We start from the raw sequence: 17,140 nt of genomic DNA on the forward strand, positions 1-17,140 counted from the left end.
CCGGTAACGTGGTCCGGGTGACGACCGAATCGCCCGCCGGCCCACCGGCCGCCCGCCAGGACCCCTCCGAGCGCACCCACCACGGCGACACGGTCACCGATGAGTTCGCCTGGCTGATGAACAAAGAGGACCCGGCCACCACCGCCTATCTGGAGGCGGAGAACGCGTGGACCGAGTCCGCCACCGCACACCTCGCCGGTCTGCGCGACAAGGTGTTCCAGGAGATCAAGGGCCGCACGCAGGAGACCGATCTCTCGGTCCCCAGCCGCAAGGGCAACTTCTGGTACTACACGCGCACCGAGGAGGGCAAGCAGTACGGCATCCAGTGCCGCGTCCCGGTCCGCCCCGGTGAGACCGATCCGCCGGCCGGCGACGAGCGCCCCGGTGAGGAGGTGCTGCTCGACGGCAACGTGCTGGCCGAGGGGAGGGATTTCTTCGCGCTGGGCACGTTCGACGTCAGTCCGGACGGCAACTGGCTGGCCTTCTCGACCGATTTCGAGGGCGACGAGCGCTTCACCCTGCGGGTCAAGGATCTGCGCTCCGGCGAGGTGCTGGCCGACGAGGTGCCGGACACGTTCTACGGCAGCGCCTGGTCAGCCGACGGCAGCGTGCTGTTCTACATCACGGTCGACGAGGCGTGGCGCCCCGACCGGGTGCACCGGCACGTGGTCGGCGAGCCCTCCCGGGAGGACGTGGTCGTCTACCACGAGACCGACGAGCGGTTCTGGGTCGGCGTCGAGCTGACCCGCAGCGAGAAGTTCATCGTGATCGACGCCCAGAGCAAGATCACTTCTGAGGTACGGGTCATCCCCGCCGACGCCCCCACCAGCGATCCCGTCCTGATCGCCGAACGCCGGCAGGGTGTGGAGTACCAGATCGAGCACCACGGCCACCGGTTCCTGATCCTGCACAACCGGGACGCCGAGGACTTCGCCGTGGCGTACACGTCGGTCGACGCCCCCGGCGAGTGGGTGGAGCTGGTCGCCCATCAGCCCGGCACCCGGCTGGAGTCCGTCGACGCGTTCGCCCGGCACATCGTGATCTCGCTGCGCAAGGACGGTTTGACCGGCTTGCGCGTGATGGGCGACGGCAGCACCGACGCGTATGACATGGAGTTCCCCGAGCCGCTCTACAGCGTCGGCCTCAGCGGCAACCCGGAGTACGACACCGCCTCGGTCCGGATCAGCTACACGTCGCTGGTCGTCCCGGAGTCGGTCTACGACGTGGATCTGGTCACGCGCACGATGACGCTGCGCAAGCGCAAGCCGGTCCTGGGCGGTTACGACCCGGCCGACTACGAGCAGTTCCGCGAGTGGGCCCCGGCTCCGGACGGGACGCGCATCCCGGTGTCGATCGTGACGCGCAAGGGCGTCGTGCGGGACGGTTCGGCCCCGGCCGTGCTCTACGGCTACGGGTCGTACGAGCACAGCATCGACCCGTACTTCTCGATCGCCCGTCTCTCCCTGCTCGACCGCGGCGTGGTCTTCGCGATCGCGCACGTCCGCGGCGGTGGTGAGATGGGCCGCCGGTGGTACGAGGACGGCAAGCTGCTGGCCAAGAGGAACACGTTCACCGACTTCGTCGCCTGCGCCGAGGCCCTGATCCGCAACCGCTGGACCAGCGCGGACCGTCTCGTGGCCCGCGGCGGCTCGGCCGGTGGCCTGCTGATGGGCGCGGTGGCGAACCTGGCGCCGGAAACGTTCGCCGGCATCGTCGCCGAGGTCCCGTTCGTCGACCCGCTGACCTCGATCCTCGACCCGTCTCTGCCGCTGACCGTCACCGAGTGGGAGGAGTGGGGCAATCCGCTCGAGTCGGCGGAGGTCTACGCGTACATGAAGTCGTACAGTCCGTACGAGAACGTCGCGAAGCTGCCATACCCCAAGATCCTTGCCGTGACCAGCCTGAATGACACGCGCGTGCTCTACCACGAGCCGGCCAAGTGGGTCGCTCGCCTGCGCGTGGTCGCCCCGGAGGGCCAGTTCCTGCTGAAGACGGAGATGGGCGCGGGTCACGCCGGTCCGAGCGGCCGGTACGACTCGTGGAAGGAAGAGGCCTTCGTCCTCGCCTGGATCCTCGACACCGCCGGAGCAGCCTGATCTAGAACGGTTCCGGGATCCGGTGCAGTGGCAGCGCCGGCTCCCGGTACCCGTTCGGCTTCTCCCGCTTGGGCAGTTTCACGTCGTGGCGTTCGAGCGGCTCGTAGGGCACGCTCGACAGCAGGTGGCTGATGATGTTCAGCCGTCCCCGTTTTTTGTCGTCGGTGTGCGCCACGAACCAGGGCGCCCAGGCGGTGTCGGTGGTCCGGAACATCTCGTCCCGCGCGCGGGAGTAGTCGTACCACCGGCTGTACGACTTGAGGTCGAGGTCGGAGAGCTTCCACACTTTGCGCGGGTCGTTGATGCGCCCTTCCAGCCGGCGCGTCTGCTCCTCCGGGCTGACCTCCAGCCAGTACTTCAGCAGGATCACCCCGGAGTCGACCATGGCCCGTTCGACCTCGGGCACCGACCGCAGGAACTGCTGGGTCTGCTCGGGCGTGCAGTAGCCGAGCACCCGTTCCACCCCGGCCCGGTTGTACCAGCTGCGGTCGAACAGGACCACGTCGCCGGCGCCGGGAAGGTGCGGCACGTAGCGTTGCAGGAACAGCTGTGACCGTTCCCGATCAGTCGGGGCCGGCAGCGCCACCACCCGGAAGACGCGCGGGCTGACCCGCTCGGTGATGGCCTTGATCACTCCGCCCTTGCCGGCCGTGTCGCGCCCTTCGAGGACGACGCAGACCTTGGCGCCGGCCCGCTTCACCCACTCCTGCATGGCGACCAGCTCGCCGTGGAGCCGGCGCAACTCGTGCTGGTATTCCTTCTCTCGCATGCGCGGGAGCGGGCCGTCCTCGTGTTTGTTCTTGGGCATGCCCCACCCTGACCCCGCGGCCGGGCCGGGCGCCTCACCCGCCGGGGAGGGTTTCCCGAGGGTTCCGTCAGCTTGCCCGCATCTCCTCGAGGTCGGTGCTCGACCGCAGCACCAGCATCCCGGCGCCGACCACCAGCAGCATGGCCAGCACCGCCCCGGCACCGAGCAGCGCCAGCGACCCGATCGGGACCGGGATCGGCAGGGCCAAGGTCAGGGTGTCGTCGGTGACCACCACCTCGGTCCGCATGCTGCGCATCAGCGACACCCCGCAGACCAGCGCGAGCAGCAACGCCGGCAGCAGCGGCACGAACGTGACCACGAACAGCGTCGCGCCGAGTTTGGCCTGCGGCACCCCGCCGGCGGTCATCGCCGCGAACGTGCGCCGCCGCGCCACGATGCCCTCGGCCAACGCGACGAGCACCCCGCCGGCCGCGACCACCAGCGCGATCGTCACCGCGACCATCACCAGACGGATCGCGCCGAAGTAGAAAGCGGTGTCCTGGGCCGAGTTCAGGGCGGCGGACGCCGGGTCGATGAGCTCGTCGAACCGCCTCTGCGCGGCGAAATCGGTGGCGAGATCGGCCCGGAGACCCAGCGTTCCGGCGCCGAACACCACGGCCGCGAGCAGGGCGCCGATCGTGCGGCTGCCGTTCCACGGGTCGGCCATCAGGCGGGCGCCGGAGAGCAGGGCGACCGGACCACGTCCGTACCGTCGGAGCAGTCGCCCGGCGGTGTAGGAGATCCATCCGGTGCCGGCCACCACGCCGATCATCACGAGGAGCACACCGACACCCATCAGGAGCAGCGGCAGCCAGTCCGGCAGCCTCCCGCCCTCCGGCGCCAGGTGCAGGATCTTCTGCAGCGTCCGTGGCGCGAACAGGACCAGCCCGAGCACGATCAGCACGCCCGGCCACGGCTGCGGCCCGTCCTCGCGCAGTCGCCGGACCACGCCGAGCGGAGTGATCACCACGCGGCGCATCAGCAGCAGCCCGATCAGCCCGGCCAGCACCGGCACGATCAGAAGAGCCACAATCAAGATCAACGTATTCGGCCGTACGTCGGTGGGCAGCAGAAGTTTCCCGTCCCCGTTCCGGCGGTCCAGGACGACGCGCAGCACCAGATAGACACCGAACCCGGCGATCGACCCGAGCAGCCCGGCCGCCGCGGTCTCCGCCCCGGCGATCACCACGGTCTGCCCCGGGGTCGCCCCGGCCAGCCGCAGCGCCGCGAGCCGCCGGTCGCGGGCCGGAGCACCGAGCCGGATGCACTGCCCGGCCAGGGCCAGGACCGGCAACGCCAGCATGATCAGCGCGAAGATCACGCCGGGACGCAGGCCCTGCTCGACGAGCAGGGCACTCGCGTACTGATCGGAACCGGGCGACAAAGTCCTCAGGCCCGTCGGGGCGTCGATCGACGCGCCGCCGTGGATCGACGCGACGGTCGCGGCCGCGAGCAGCGCCACCGCACCGAGCGCCGCACTTCCCGCGGTCAGCGCGGTCCGCATCCGGTCGGTGCGGTTCCCGGCCAGACTGAGCCGGACCAGCGTGCCCGCCCTCATCCGAAGATCCCGATCCCGCTCGGGTCGATCGCGCCGTCGCGCAGCACGATCTCCCGGTCCGCGTACGCCGCGATCGGCGCCTCGTGCGTGACCAGCACGACCGAGCTGCCCTCGGCCCGCACGGCCTGAACCATCGCGGACATCACCTGCTCGCCGCTGAGCTGGTCCAGCGCGCCGGTCGGCTCGTCCGCGAAAATTACCCGCGGACCGGTGACCAGCGCCCGGGCCGCCGCGCAGCGCTGCTGCTGACCGCCGGACATCGCGCCCGGCCGTTTGTCGGCCACGTCGGCGACACCGAACCGATCGAGCCAGCCGAGCGCCGCCTCCCGTGCGTCTCGCCGCCCCGAACCGGCGAGAAGCAGCGGGAGGGCGACGTTCTCGGCCGCGGTCAGCTCCGGCACCAGTTGGCCGAACTGGAACAGCACGCCGAACTCGGTGCGCCGCAGCCGGGACCGAGACGCCTCGGACCACAGGCTCAGGTCCTGCTCGCGGTAGACGACCGAGCCCTCGTCGGCCCGGAGGAGGCCGGCCAGGCAGTGCAGCAGCGTGGACTTGCCGCAGCCGCTCGGCCCGGTGATCGCGACGATCTCCCCCTCACCGACAGTGATGTCGACCCCGCGCAGAGCGGGTGTCGCGCCATAGCTCTTGGTGATGCCTTTGCCGCTCAACAGTGCTGTGGTCATGACCTTCTTGACTGAGCTCGATGATCCGCTCGCAAGCTCGCTCATGCCGTCACTTCCTTCTGCAGGTCGGCGACCCGGGCGAGGGTTGTCTGCAACCAGCGCAGGTCGGCGTCGAGGTGCCCGATCGCGTAATCCGCGGCGACGACATCGCCGACGGACGCGCCGGGCCTGGTCTTGGTCGCGGTCAGCTCCCGCATCCGGGCCACGTGGGCGGCCCGTTGTGCGGCGAGGTAGTCGGTGGCCTGCTCGGTTCCGGCGGTCAGCAGCGCGACCACCACTTTGTTGAACAGCACACTGCTGACATACGGCGCCGGCGGCTCCACCTCGGTCAGCCAGGCGGCCAGCCGGTCCCGGCCGAGCTCGGTCAGCTCGTAGGAGGTGCGCTCCGGCCCGCCCTCCTGATCCTGGCCGGACGGCGTGACGAACCCGTCCCGCTCGAGCCGGCCGAGCGTGGCATACACCTGCCCGTAGGCCACCGGTTTGGCCTGGGGCAGGCGGTCGTCGTGCGCCCGTTTCAGGTCATACCCGTGCCGGGGCCCACCGGCCAGGAGCCCGAGCAGCACGTATGCGGTCGACATGTGAGCTACTATTCACCGAGTGAATAGCCGACGTCAAGGAGACACGATGCCGTACGCCGAAAGGCTCAAACCCGGCGGAGCGCGACCACCGCGATGTCGTCGGCCTGCTCACCGGAGCCGCCGAGGCGGTTGAGCAGGCGGCTGCAGAACGCGTCGAGATCCGGCCCGACCTCGGCCGCACACTCGGCCAGCGCCCGCAGTCCCTCGTCGATGTCCGCGTCCCGGCGCTCGATCAGCCCGTCGGTGTAAAGCACCAGTGTGCCCCCGGGCGGCAGCACCAGCTCCTGCTCGGCCCGCTCCGGCGCGTCCAGGCCGAGCAGCGCGCCGCGCGGCGACAGGAAACGCACCTCACCGTCGACGTGCAACAGCGGCGGCAGGTGACCGGCCGACGCCATCCGGATCCGCCCGGTGGCCGGGTCGAGCGTGAACAGGCAGAGGGTCGCCGAGTCGGCCGGCAGCACCGTGCGCATGAACCGGTTCGCCAGCCCCAGCACGGCGCCCGGCGAATGGCCCTCCACCGCGTAGGCGCGGACGGCGTGCCGCAGCTCGGCCATCACCGTGGCCGCGTGCAGCGAATGCCCGGCCACGTCCCCGATCGCCACCAGCAGCTTCCCGTCCAGCACGGTCAGCTCGTAGAAGTCGCCGCCCACCTCGGTCTGCGCGCCGGCCGGCTCGTAACGCACGGCCAGCTCGACCCCGGGCACCTCGGGCAGCCGCGACTGCAGCAGGCTGCGCTGCAGGGTGACCGCGATCCGGTGCTCCTCGTCGAACGAGCGCTGCGCCTCCACCGCGGCCGCGACCGCCTGCGAGAGCTGCCGCAACACCGGGAAGCCGGGCGTCTGCGAGCTGCCGGAGACGGCGACGTAGACCGGTGGACGATCGACCCGCAGCCGCGCGGCCGCGACCGCGACGGTCTCGCCCTGCGGCCACTCGACGACATCCCAGTCGGCTGCCTCGTCGGTGCGGACCATCGATCCGACCGCCACTTGATGACCAGGAACTGCCCATTTGCGTACGGCCGGAGGTGGCCCCGCCGCGGCCAGGCTCTCGCCCTCCGACGTCTCCGCGACCACCACGACCGGGCCACCGAAGATGTCCGCGGCCCCGAGCGCAGCCGCCTCCAGCAGGGCCGGCAGCGTCGACGCCGAGTTGATCGCCAATGTGGTCTCGGCCAGCCGGACCATCCGGGCGGCGAGCAATTCCGCCCGCTGGCGCGCCCGGTAATACCGCAGAACCGCCTGCGCGGTCGCGATCAGCTCGTCCGGCTCGATCGGCTCGACCAGATAGGCGTCGGCGCCGCGGTTCAGCCCCTGGGTACGGTCGTTGACGTCGACCGCGTGGGCGGACACGTGGATGACGGGCAGAACGCCGTACCGCGAATCGGTCTTGATCCTCTCGCAGACCTCGAAACCGCTCATGTCGGGGAGCTTCACGTCGAGCACGACGAGGTCGGCCTCGACGTCGTCCTCGGCGAGCTTACGCAGCGCCTCACCGCCGGTCTCGGCCTCGACGACGGTGAAACCGGCCCGGGTCAGCCAGCTGACCAGCAGGTACCGCTTGGTCGCGCTGTCGTCGACGACCAGGACCGTGGCTTTCCCGTGCGCGGGCCGGTTTCCGCGGCCGAGTTCGGTCATGACGCGTCGACCGGCAGCTGAAGTGTGAACGTGCTGCCCTCGCCGGGAACCGAGTCGACCCGCAGGCCGCCGCCCAGAATGCCGGCCAGTCGGCGGGCGTAGGGCAGACCCAGCCCGGTGCCCCGGCCGCTGACCGGTTTACTGCCGGGCACCTGGTAGAACTCCTCGAAGACGCGTTCGTGCAGCTCAGGTGGGATTCCGGTGCCGGTGTCGGAGACCACGAACGCAATCTCGGCACCGACCGGCTGCACACTCAGCCGCACCGAGCCGGCCTCGGTGAACTTCAACGCGTTGGTCAGCAGATTGCGCAGCACCTGGGCGAGCAGCACCTCGTCGGAGCGCATGACCGCAACGGCCGGCTCCTCCACCACGAACTCCACCTCGGGCCGGGTCGCGAGCGGGCGCAACGTGCCCCGCAGCTGCCCGAACACCGCCTTCAGGTCGACCTCGGACCAGTTCGGCTCGATCCGCCCGGCCTCCGCCTTGGCCAGGTCGAGCAGACCGTTGACCAGGCTCAACAGGTCGGTCGCGGAGCCACGGATCAGGTCCACCTGCCGGCGCTGCTCCTCGGTCAGCTGGTCCGAGGAGGAGTCGGTGAGCAGCCGGCCCAACCCGATGATCGCGGTGACCGGAGCGCGCAGCTCGTGGCTCACATTGGCCAGGAACCGGCTCTTCGCCTCGCTGGCCGCGCGCAACTGCACCGACTTCTCGTCCAGCTCGGCGTAGAGCGCGACCACCCCGCGATTCGTCTCCTCCAACTCGTCGGAGAGCTGGTGGTAGAGGGCCATCACGCCGCGGTTCGTCTCCTCCAGCTCGGCGTTCAGCCGGGCCAGGTCGTCACGCTGCGCTCGCACCTCGTCGAGGGCCGCGATGAGCTGCTGGTTCTGCACGGCCAGCTCGTCCAGGGGGGTGCCCGGCACGTGCTGCGCCAGACCGGCGCGAATGTCGTCCATCCGGGTCGGCGTCAGGACCGGCGCGCCGAGCGGTAGACGCCGAGCCATCCTGACCGTCGCACCGGCACCCTCATCGTCGACCTCCATCGTGTCGACCAGGCGGCCGACCAGCTGCAGCTGCTCAGCCACGCGGGACGCCCCGCCGGCGGCCGAATGCGCCATTGTCACCTGGAGAGTTGGTACCCCATAGGGCTCAACCGTGAACGTCACGTCTGCTTCGGGGCCCGCGGCCAGCAGCACCCGGCCCACCTCGCTCAGCGCGGTCGCCACGCGGGTCTGGTCCTGCGCCTCGAAACCGACCGCCCGGGCCACCTCCCGGCCGAGCTGACGCACCGAGAATATGTCCTGCTCGACCCGCAGGCGCATACGCATCAGCGGCTCGGTCGTGGTCACGGCAGCCGGGCCACGAGGACACCGGCGTCGTCCCGGCGGGTCCCGGCGTCGCGCAGCACCGTCCCGGCGATCACCTCGGGCGAGTGGGAGAGCAGACCGGGATACTCCACCGGTTTCCAGCGATCCACCACGCCGTCGCTGTGCATCACCACGGTCCCGCCCGGGAGCACGGGATACTCGTACTCCCGAACCTGGCGTCGCTGGTGTCCGGCGATACCGGGCATGGAGATCATGCCGCGTCGGGTGCCGTCCACGCCGAAGATCGTGCCGGAGATGTTGCCCAGCCCCGCATACCGCACCAGGCCGGCGGTCGCGTCGAGCTCGGCAACCGCAAGCGCGGCGCCGCGGGTGTGCCCGAGCGCCCGGTGCAGCGCCTCCACCACCGCGGCCGGCGACCCGGCCGCGGCCTGCCGGAACACCCGGACCGCCTCGTGCGACGCGGCCGCGGCGAGCCCGCCGTGCCCCAGCCCGTCACTGACCAGCATCTGCCGTCGGCCGTCGGCCTCGCGGATCGCCACCGCGTCTCCGCTGACCGTCTCACCGCTGATCGGCCGGGTCAGACCGGCCGCCCAGGACGGCTCGGGCGTGCTCCCGCCCCACACCTGAACGGCCAGGACCGTGCCCTTGCCGGGCAGCGAGTGCATGTCCCACCGGCTGGCCTGGCGCAGGATCGCCCCCAGCCCGATGCCCAGCGTGCCCGCGGTGGAATGCCCGTCCCCGAGCGCGTGCGCCACGTCGGCGATCCCCGGCCCGCTGTCGATCGCGATCAGCTCGACGCCGCCCTGCTCGGCCGTGCGGACCGCGCGGACCAGCATGGTGCCCTGCTGCGCGTGCTTGACCAGGTTGCCGGCCGCCTCGGCGGCCACGATGGAGAGCTCCGCGATGCGAGCCTCCGGCATGGCCAGATCCGCGGCCAGACGCTCGGCGGTCCGGCGGACGGCAGCGGCCGTCCCGGCGGCCTCCACCCGGAACCAGACCCCCTCGTCGAGGAGCCCCTCGGGTACCGAAGCCACCGTTCCTCCGCTCATCGGCACCACTTGGTGATGGAAATCCTCGTGCCCTCGCCGGGCGCGGTGTCGATGGTGAAATCGTCGACCAGCCGCCGGGAGCCGCTCAGACCCAGCCCCAGCCCGCCACCGGTGGTGTAACCATCGGTGAGCGCCAGGTCCAGGTCGGCGATACCCGGACCTTGATCGGCGAAAACGATCCGGATCCCGGAGCGGATCTCGGTGCGGACCCGGCTCACCTCGACAGTGCCACCACCGCCGTAGACCAGGGTGTTGCGGGCCAGCTCGCTGGCCGCGGTGACCAGTTTCGTCTGGTCGACCAGGGAGAGCTTGGCTTCCACCGCCACGGTGCGCACCAACTGCCGGACGCGGACCACATCCTGGTCGGTTGTGACCGGAATCAGCCGGCTCTCCTCGTTCACGGCGCGGTTACCGCTGCCGGGTCGTCCTCGTCATCGTCGTCGAGCTCGGACTCGGCCCGGCTGCGCGCGAGCATCTCGATGCCCAGCTCGACGTTGAGCGCCGTCCGGATCCCCGGCAGCGACAGCCCCAGCTCGACCAGGGTGATCGCCACCGCGGGCCGCATGCCGACCACCACGGTCTCGGCGTCCAGCACCCGGGAGACCGACGCGATCGTGGCCAGCGTCCGCCCGACGAACGAGTCGACGATGTCCAGCGCGCTGATGTCGATGATCACACCGTGGCAGCCGGTGACCACGATCTTCTCGGCCAGATCCTCCTGGAGTTGCAGGGCGACCTGGTCCTCCATGTCGATCTGGATGGAGACCAGGAGGATGTCGCCGATCTTCAGGACCGGGACACGTTCCACTTCAGTGCTCCGTCCGCTTGGTCGTGACGACCTTGTAGCTCGTCTTCCCCAGGACATAGCGCAGCGCGTCGGCCAGCGACGACTTCGTGGCGATGTCACCGAACTCGATGCCCAGCGCGACGATCGTCTGCGCGATCTGCGGCCGGATGCCGGAGATGATGCAGTCGGCGCCCATCAGGCGGGCGGCCACCACGGTCTTGAGGATGTGCTGGGCCACCTGGGTGTCGACCGCCGGGACGCCGGTGATGTCGATGATCGCGTACGGCGAACCGGTGTCGACCAGCGTCTGCAGCAGCCGCTCCATCACCACCTGGGCGCGCGCCGAGTCCAGCGTGCCGACCAGCGGGACGGCGACCACGCCCTCCCACAGCTTCACCACGGGGGTGGAGAGCTCCAGCAGCTGCTCGGCCTGGTCGGCGATCAGTGCCTCGCGCACCCGCACGTAGCTGTCGAAGGTGAACAGCGCGGCCCGGTCGACGAAGGCCGACAAGGACACGAAGTCCCGCAGGACCTGCGCATCGCTGGTGTTCCCGATCACGCCGAGCACCGCGTCCTTCAGCGCGAACACGCTGATCGCGGTCTCGTTCGCCGAGAAGCCCTGCCGCGCTCGGTTGCTGGACAGCTCGCCCAGCTGGGCCCGCAGCTCGCCGGCCTCCTCGTCGGCCAGGTCCTGGGCCCCGCCGGCGAACGCCTGCTGGAAACTCTTCTGCAGATCCCGGGTCTGACGCTCCAGCTCCGGCCGGCTCATCCTGCCCTGCAGACTGGCGCCGACCAGCTCCGCCCATCGGGCGACCAGCCCGTCGGCGTGCTCGTTGAGCAGGTCTGCCAGGCGACCTGACTCATCCGGACTCAGCGCCACCGCTGCCTCCCCCACCACACGATCCGTGCGCAACGGCCGGACTTTACCATCAGCGTGTCCGTTAATTGCTGTAGACCAACTAACGGACAAGGTCAAGGCCTTCGTCCCACGGCGCGCATCCCCCCGGTACGTGGAGTACCGTTCAGCAATAACAGCAGGAGGTCCCCGAATGTCCCTGACGGTGCAGACCGAACAGCGCGGCGACATGGTCGTCGTGTCGGTGGCCGGTGAGCTAGACATGGCCACCGCCCCGCAGCTGCAGGACCAGATCAGCGACCTGCTGGAGAAAGGCCGGACACGTCTGGTCTTCGACCTGGCCGAGGTCTCGTTCTGCGACTCCACCGGGCTGTCCGTTTTCGTCCGTGCGAAGAACAGCACCGACGATGCCGGCGGCACGGTCCGGTTGGCCGCCCCACAGCGGGGTGTGCTGCGCATCCTCGAGGTCAGTGGCCTCGTCGAGGTGCTTCACACGTACCCGACGGTGAACGAGGCGGTGAGTGCCGAAGAGCCGGCACTCGACTGACCCGTTTCGTTTCGCACCCACGTTCCGGTCGGCGTAGTTTGTCGCCGACCGGCAACGGGAACCCGTTGCCGAATTCATACTCGGCTTTCAGGAGTTGCCCGTGGGCAAGATGTTCCAAGGCTTCAAAGACTTCATCATGCGCGGCAACGTCGTCGACCTTGCCGTCGGTGTGGTCATCGGTGCCGCTTTCACCACCGTGGTCACCAGCCTGACCAACGGCTTTCTCAAGCCGCTGATCCAGTTGCTGAGCGGCGGCACCGGCCTTTCCGCCGGGACCTTCAAAGTTCGCGACGTGGTGTTCGACTACGCCACCTTCATCAACGCGGTCATCACCTTCCTGCTGACCGCCGCCGTGCTCTACTTCCTGGTCGTCTTCCCGCTCAACAAGCTGGCCGAGCGCCGCCGCCGCGGCGAGGAGCCGCCGCCGAAGACTCCCAGCGAAGAGGTTCAGCTGCTCACCGAGATCCGGGACGCCCTGGTTACCGCCGGGCGGGGCGGCCAGCCGCAGGCCCAGCCGGGCCAGGTCTACGGCAGCGCGGTCGACGACATCCTCCAGCGTCGCCAGGAACCGCCCCGCTGACCTGCACCCGAAAAGATCGGCCCTCCCGGCACCGTTCGAACAAATGTTCGATACAGTGCCGGGATGGAGCAGCGTAAGCACTGGTGGAACGGCAAATGGGGACGTCTCGCGCGGAAAGACATCTATCTCCGTACGAGCGGTGACCAGTGGTATGTCGAGCAGCGCGCCGGTGGCTCCGACGGCACGTCCCACTTCTTTGAGTACGACAGCGAGGAAGCCGCCCTCAACATGATCCGCGCCCTGCTCAACGGGCCGGAGGAGTGGCGGGAGCTCTCCGTCCGGCCGCCCCGCTGACCCGCAGCCGGACGCGGTGAGCAGGCCCGGCTCTCGCCTTCGACCACCGCGCTGACCCCGCCCGGCTCCCGCCTTTCGGCCGCCGCGCTGACCCCGCCCGGGCTTTAGGTCCCTCAGCGCTCTCGCGCGGCGCCCATGGCAAGCCCCCTGGTTATCAGACCGCGGTGCTCGTCGTCGGCATCAGGCCGCGCGGTGCTCGTCGGTGGGGTGGTGAGCTGTGAGCGGGCCGGTCGGCGGCACCAGTCGCAGCCCGGCCCTTCGTGCCACCGGCGTCTCCGGTTCCTCCCCGGCCGAGCCGTCGAGCCGCCACCCGGCCCCGGCCCGCGCCCCGGGCGGCCGGACCGACCCGCCGACACCCCGAGACAACGCCACCACCAGCAGATATCCGACAATCACGAAGCCGTGACCGACCAACCGGGCAACGTCCACCCGGCCACCGGTCAGATCGTTGAACGAGAGCAGCAGCAGCATCCCGACGAACGCGGTGAGCATCGGCACCAGCCCGACCGGCCGAGTCCGCCGCAGCGCGATGAAGAGGTAACCGGCTCCGACCGCCGCATTCCACGCCGCCGACTCGTTCCACAGATGGCCCGGCGCGGCGGAGGTCCCCAGGTGCACGTGCCCGGCACTGTCCGCACCGCCGATCTGCGCCAGCCCCAGGATGATCTGCACCGCACCGACCAGAGCGAGCGCCACGTACAGCATCATGGTCACCGGCAGACGCCGCCACCAGCGCGCCCGGGTCGGCTGAGCCGGCAGGGCGGCCAGAATCGCCGCGGTGAGATCCGGAACGTCCGGCACCTTCCCGGTACGCGTCAGCCGGTTGACCGCCGCGGCCGCGTCCAGCCACTCCCGGCATCCCGCGCAGCCGGCCAGGTGCTCGTCGACCAGCGGCCGCAGGGCCGGGTCGTCCTCACCGTCCAACTGCGCCGACAGCATCTCGCGCCACCGCTCACACGCCATGCATCAATAGTCGCCCGAGATCGGCTCATGGTTCCCGGCGATGCTCGCGGTTGTCATCCGCTTCCGGCAACAGCCACGAGCGCCGGCCGTCCCACGCCCGCCGGTGTCAGCGCATCTCCGGGCCGCGCCCGGCCTCGATCTCCTGGCTGTGCCCGAGCAGCCGCCGCCGCTCCCGGAACGCCCGCAGGTTCGCCGTGTTGCCGCAGGTGCTGACGTCGTGCCAGACGCCGCTGTTGTTCCGCGAAGTGTCGAAGAACGCGGCCCGGCAGATCGTGTTGTGACACAGCTTGAGCCGCGGCCAGGCCCCTGCCTGCTGGGCGAGCAGCGCCTCGGCCCAGAGTGCGGAGGCCAGCCATCGTGTCCCCCGCCCGGTCGGCACGACCCGGACCCAGCCGGCCGCGTCCGGTGCAAGGCTGACCGGCACGTCGGCGGGCGGCAGCGCACCGGGCGGCTCCTGGTTCGACCCGGCCAGCACCACCTGCTCGAACGCGGACCGCAACCGGCGCAGCGAGCGCAGATCGGTCGCCGAGAGCAGCAGCGTCGGGGCGGGCAGGCCAGACGCACGGGACCACGCACCCAGCGCGTCGGTGATCCACCACTGGGCATCCTCGACCGACCCGAGCAGGTCAGGACCGTACGACATCGCCGCGCGGGTGTTCAGCAACTCCTGAACGAGGGCGAAGCCGCCGGGCGCCTCCCGCACACCGTGTCGAGCACTCGCCTTCCACGACATAGCCAAAGACTACTTGACTCTTTTTCACACTCTCTGTCCACCGGCTCCGTCATCACCCACCCGGGCGGGTGGACGATCAGGGATGATCGGTGCACCGTGGTAAATGGGTCGCAAGGCGGGCCCGCCCGGTCGGCGAGGGAGGCTCGGTGCGGAGAGTTCTGGCGATCACAGTCGCCGCGGCAACGGCGTTGACCCTGGCCACGGCCTGTGACTCCGATCCCGGCACCCCGACCGCGGAGGGCACACGGACCACCGTGCCGTCCTCGTCGCCACCCATGCCCGGTGCGTCCCCACCTCCGTCTGCGCCGGTCACCACCTCGCCGCCGGCACCGCCGCGCAAACTCAAGGTCGGCGCCAAGGGCCCGGACGTGCTCGCTGTCCAGCAGCGCCTGACCGAGCTGGGTTACTGGAACGGGAAGGCCGACGGCAAATTCGGCGACACCACCCAGCAGGCCGTCTACGCCCTGCAGAAAGCCGCCGGCATCGGCCGCGACGGCACAGTCGGCCCGAAAACCTACAAGGCGCTGGACGCCGGAGTCCGCCCCGAGGCAAAGTCGACAACCGGCAAGACAATCGAGATCGACCTGAAGAAGCAGCTGCTGATGCTGGTCGACGCCGGCCAGGTCACCCAGGTCCTCAACACGTCCACCGGCTCGAATGAGTACTACCAGCAGGAAGGCGAGACCTACCTCGCCGACACCCCACCCGGAAAGTTCACCGTCAGCCGCCAGATCAACGGCTGGCGAAACGCCCCCTTGGGCCTGCTGTGGCGCCCCAAATACTTCAACGGTGGCATAGCCGTCCACGGCGCGAACAGCGTCCCGCCCTACGCCGCCTCACACGGCTGCGCCCGAGTCTCAATCGCCGCGATGAACTGGCTCTGGGACAACGACGCAATCCCCTTGAAAACCAAAGTCTGGGTCTACTGACCGCCGAGCCCGCCGCTGCCCCGGCAGAGCCGCGACCCCGTCCGCCCCGACTACCTGTACTGCCCCTGCCCCGGCCGGCTGCCCTGCCGCAGCCCACTGTCCCGCCCCGACAGGCTGTCCCACTCCAGTCGGCGGTCCGGTCCGGGCGGGCTGTCCCGCCCCAGCCTGTGGTCCGGTCCGGGCAAGCTGCCCCGCCCCGGCCGGTGGAAACGCCGCGCTGTAGAGCTCCGCACAGAGCACCACACCCAACCACGGCACCCAGGGCCCACTGAGCACCAGCGGCTCACGCCGCCCCCGCATCCACAACGACATCGCCCAAGCCGCAGGCTCACTCTCCACCCGTGTAAGCCCCCGCAGCGACCACTCCCGATCCCCGACGACGATCCGCTGATCCGTGATCACCACGACGCGCCGTCCGCCCCCGGCCAGATCCGCCGGAAACCACCCGTACTGCCGCTCCCCATCCCGCAGCCGCACCGTAGGCGCCACCGCCGCCGGCCGCCCACCCCGGTCCACCAGCGCCGTGAGCAGAACCATCGACCGAAACCCAGCCGCCAGCTGCCCCTCATCCCACCCCATCACCACTGCTCCCGTCCCCCAACGCCGCGCAGCCAGGCCCCATCCCACCCGCACAGGCCCCCGACCTTCCCACGCCACTCCAACCCCTACCAGCAGTTACCCACCCCAGAGCCCTCATTTCCACCCCTCAGCCCCCCACCCCCGAACAACCCACCGACCCCAACCGAGCGACGAACAGAAGCCCCACGTCCGTACCGCAAATTGCCGAGCGCACCCCAAAGCGACCTCCTGAAGCCAACTTCAGCGAACCCGCCGCCGTGAACCGCTCCCAGTTCCGTCCACGACGGCCACCTCCAGCGGTGGTCCCGCGTTCTCGCCGCGAGCCCCGGCCACCACCGATCTGATCGCCCGGCGGCTCGCTCCACTTCCGGTGCATGCCGCCGGGTCCGCGGTGGGCTCCCGGGTGAGTTGCGGGGTGAGGTCGTACGGATGTCGTGCCCGGCAGTCTCAGCCGACGGCTAAACTCCCTCACGTTCCACGATCTTGGAGGCGCTGTGCAGCTCACCGAACTGTTGGACCTGCTCAAGCGCCTCATCGAAGCCGGCCGACACCCGGACATCGCCGATGTCAGCGTGTTCTCCCGCGGCCCCGAGCTCGCCCGAAACGGTGTCGCGGTGAAGGACAGGTGGTCCGGCACCACCTTCCTATCCGGCTCGGATTGGAAGGGCGAGACCCCGGTCGAGACGCCTGCGGTACTGCCGCCGCCTAAGAAAGGCGTGCAACGCATCGCGACTCTGGCCATCATGTTGCTCGACGCGGCCCGGCCTGCGCAGCTGCAGGCGTGGCGCGCGGTCGCCTTGCCCGACCTCGGGCCGACCGACGCCCGCGGTGCCACGCCGGCCGGGCTGAGCATCGTGTGCGCGGACGGCACACACTTTCTGCTGCGAGCCACGCAGGGCGGATCGCAGCTGCCGACCCCGGATGCGGACCCGCACCCGGAGTGGCGGGTCCCGGAAAGCCTCAGCATCTGAGGCTGGTTCGCGAAGCCCTGTCCCCGTCGGAACGGGGCTTCGTGCGACTGGTGCGGTGATCCTCAGGCGGCGCTAAGTGCTTCAGTTCGTAAGTCCTTCGGGGGTTGACGGTCCGGGGCTTTGATGCGGCCAGTTGGCGATGGGGCTGATGAGGACGTTGCAGACGAAGT

Annotated in this window: 18 protein-coding genes; 6 read left to right on the plus strand and 12 right to left on the minus strand. The window is 70.1% G+C overall.

Annotated elements, in window-relative coordinates; all coding sequences use genetic code 11:
* Positions 1-17: 17 nt before the first annotated feature.
* Positions 18-2,096: a S9 family peptidase gene (locus tag ACH442_RS35810; protein WP_396342526.1), complete on the plus strand. Its 2,079-nt coding sequence runs from the start codon at positions 18-20 to the stop codon at positions 2,094-2,096.
* Between the two features lies 1 nt (position 2,097).
* On the opposite strand, the gene ppk2 is transcribed toward ACH442_RS35810, so the two are convergent.
* From ppk2 to ACH442_RS35860, 10 genes are all read right to left on the minus strand, one after another.
* Positions 2,098-2,904 carry a polyphosphate kinase 2 gene (gene ppk2 / locus ACH442_RS35815; protein WP_396342504.1) on the minus strand — a complete coding sequence of 269 codons (807 nt, stop codon included), beginning with the start codon at positions 2,902-2,904 and terminating at the stop codon, positions 2,098-2,100.
* Positions 2,905-2,971: 67 nt separating this feature from the next.
* Entirely contained in the window at positions 2,972-4,462 is a 1,491-nt protein-coding gene (locus ACH442_RS35820; RefSeq protein ID WP_396342505.1) for an FtsX-like permease family protein, read from the minus strand.
* Positions 4,459-5,145 (minus strand): ABC transporter ATP-binding protein, encoded by a 687-nt coding sequence (locus ACH442_RS35825; protein ID WP_396342506.1) that lies wholly within the window; start codon positions 5,143-5,145, stop codon positions 4,459-4,461. Before ACH442_RS35825 ends, ACH442_RS35820 begins: the two co-directional genes overlap by 4 nt.
* A gap of 41 nt (positions 5,146-5,186) precedes the next feature.
* On the minus strand, positions 5,187-5,723 hold the full coding sequence (locus ACH442_RS35830; RefSeq protein WP_396342507.1) for a PadR family transcriptional regulator: 537 nt from the start codon (positions 5,721-5,723) through the stop codon (positions 5,187-5,189).
* Positions 5,724-5,788: 65 nt separating this feature from the next.
* Positions 5,789-7,357 (minus strand): SpoIIE family protein phosphatase, encoded by a 1,569-nt coding sequence (locus tag ACH442_RS35835; protein ID WP_396342508.1) that lies wholly within the window; start codon positions 7,355-7,357, stop codon positions 5,789-5,791.
* Positions 7,354-8,676: an ATP-binding protein gene (locus ACH442_RS35840; protein ID WP_396342527.1), complete on the minus strand. Its 1,323-nt coding sequence runs from the start codon at positions 8,674-8,676 to the stop codon at positions 7,354-7,356. Before ACH442_RS35840 ends, ACH442_RS35835 begins: the two co-directional genes overlap by 4 nt.
* 23 nt (positions 8,677-8,699) lie before the next feature.
* Positions 8,700-9,731: a SpoIIE family protein phosphatase gene (locus ACH442_RS35845; RefSeq protein WP_396342509.1), complete on the minus strand. Its 1,032-nt coding sequence runs from the start codon at positions 9,729-9,731 to the stop codon at positions 8,700-8,702.
* On the minus strand, positions 9,728-10,132 hold the full coding sequence (locus ACH442_RS35850) for an anti-sigma regulatory factor (RefSeq protein WP_396342510.1): 405 nt from the start codon (positions 10,130-10,132) through the stop codon (positions 9,728-9,730). The genes ACH442_RS35845 and ACH442_RS35850 overlap by 4 nt, the downstream gene beginning before the upstream one ends.
* Complete coding sequence (locus ACH442_RS35855; RefSeq protein WP_396342511.1) at positions 10,129-10,539, minus strand: STAS domain-containing protein; 411 nt, start codon at positions 10,537-10,539, stop codon at positions 10,129-10,131. Before ACH442_RS35855 ends, ACH442_RS35850 begins: the two co-directional genes overlap by 4 nt.
* A gap of 1 nt (position 10,540) precedes the next feature.
* Entirely contained in the window at positions 10,541-11,398 is an 858-nt protein-coding gene (locus tag ACH442_RS35860) for an STAS domain-containing protein (protein ID WP_396342528.1), read from the minus strand.
* A 169-nt stretch (positions 11,399-11,567) separates the two neighbouring features.
* Here ACH442_RS35860 and ACH442_RS35865 point away from each other — a divergent pair, with 169 nt between their 5' ends.
* The 3 genes from ACH442_RS35865 to ACH442_RS35875 all read left to right on the plus strand — a co-directional run bounded on the left by ACH442_RS35865 (position 11,568) and on the right by ACH442_RS35875 (position 12,795).
* Positions 11,568-11,921 carry an STAS domain-containing protein gene (locus ACH442_RS35865; protein ID WP_396342512.1) on the plus strand — a complete coding sequence of 118 codons (354 nt, stop codon included), beginning with the start codon at positions 11,568-11,570 and terminating at the stop codon, positions 11,919-11,921.
* A 109-nt stretch (positions 11,922-12,030) separates the two neighbouring features.
* Positions 12,031-12,501, plus strand: a complete 471-nt coding sequence (gene mscL / locus ACH442_RS35870; RefSeq protein ID WP_396342529.1) for a large conductance mechanosensitive channel protein MscL — start codon at positions 12,031-12,033, stop codon at positions 12,499-12,501.
* A 63-nt stretch (positions 12,502-12,564) separates the two neighbouring features.
* The gene (locus tag ACH442_RS35875) at positions 12,565-12,795 is read left to right on the plus strand and encodes a hypothetical protein (RefSeq protein ID WP_396342513.1); all 231 of its coding nucleotides are present in this window, start codon (positions 12,565-12,567) and stop codon (positions 12,793-12,795) included.
* Positions 12,796-12,975: 180 nt separating this feature from the next.
* Here ACH442_RS35875 and ACH442_RS35880 read toward each other — a convergent pair whose 3' ends face one another.
* On the minus strand, positions 12,976-13,758 hold the full coding sequence (locus ACH442_RS35880) for a zf-HC2 domain-containing protein (RefSeq protein WP_396342514.1): 783 nt from the start codon (positions 13,756-13,758) through the stop codon (positions 12,976-12,978).
* 106 nt (positions 13,759-13,864) lie between these two features.
* Entirely contained in the window at positions 13,865-14,491 is a 627-nt protein-coding gene (locus tag ACH442_RS35885) for a CGNR zinc finger domain-containing protein (protein WP_396342515.1), read from the minus strand.
* Positions 14,492-14,637: 146 nt separating this feature from the next.
* Between ACH442_RS35885 and ACH442_RS35890 the strand changes: the two genes are divergently transcribed.
* On the plus strand, positions 14,638-15,420 hold the full coding sequence (locus tag ACH442_RS35890) for a L,D-transpeptidase family protein (RefSeq protein ID WP_396342516.1): 783 nt from the start codon (positions 14,638-14,640) through the stop codon (positions 15,418-15,420).
* A gap of 1,073 nt (positions 15,421-16,493) precedes the next feature.
* Positions 16,494-16,970: a hypothetical protein gene (locus ACH442_RS35895; protein ID WP_396342517.1), complete on the plus strand. Its 477-nt coding sequence runs from the start codon at positions 16,494-16,496 to the stop codon at positions 16,968-16,970.
* The last annotated feature ends 170 nt before the right edge of the window (positions 16,971-17,140 follow it).

Origin of the sequence: Actinoplanes sp. NPDC020271 (assembly GCF_044388125.1) — a bacterium.
GTDB lineage: Bacteria > Actinomycetota > Actinomycetes > Mycobacteriales > Micromonosporaceae > Actinoplanes.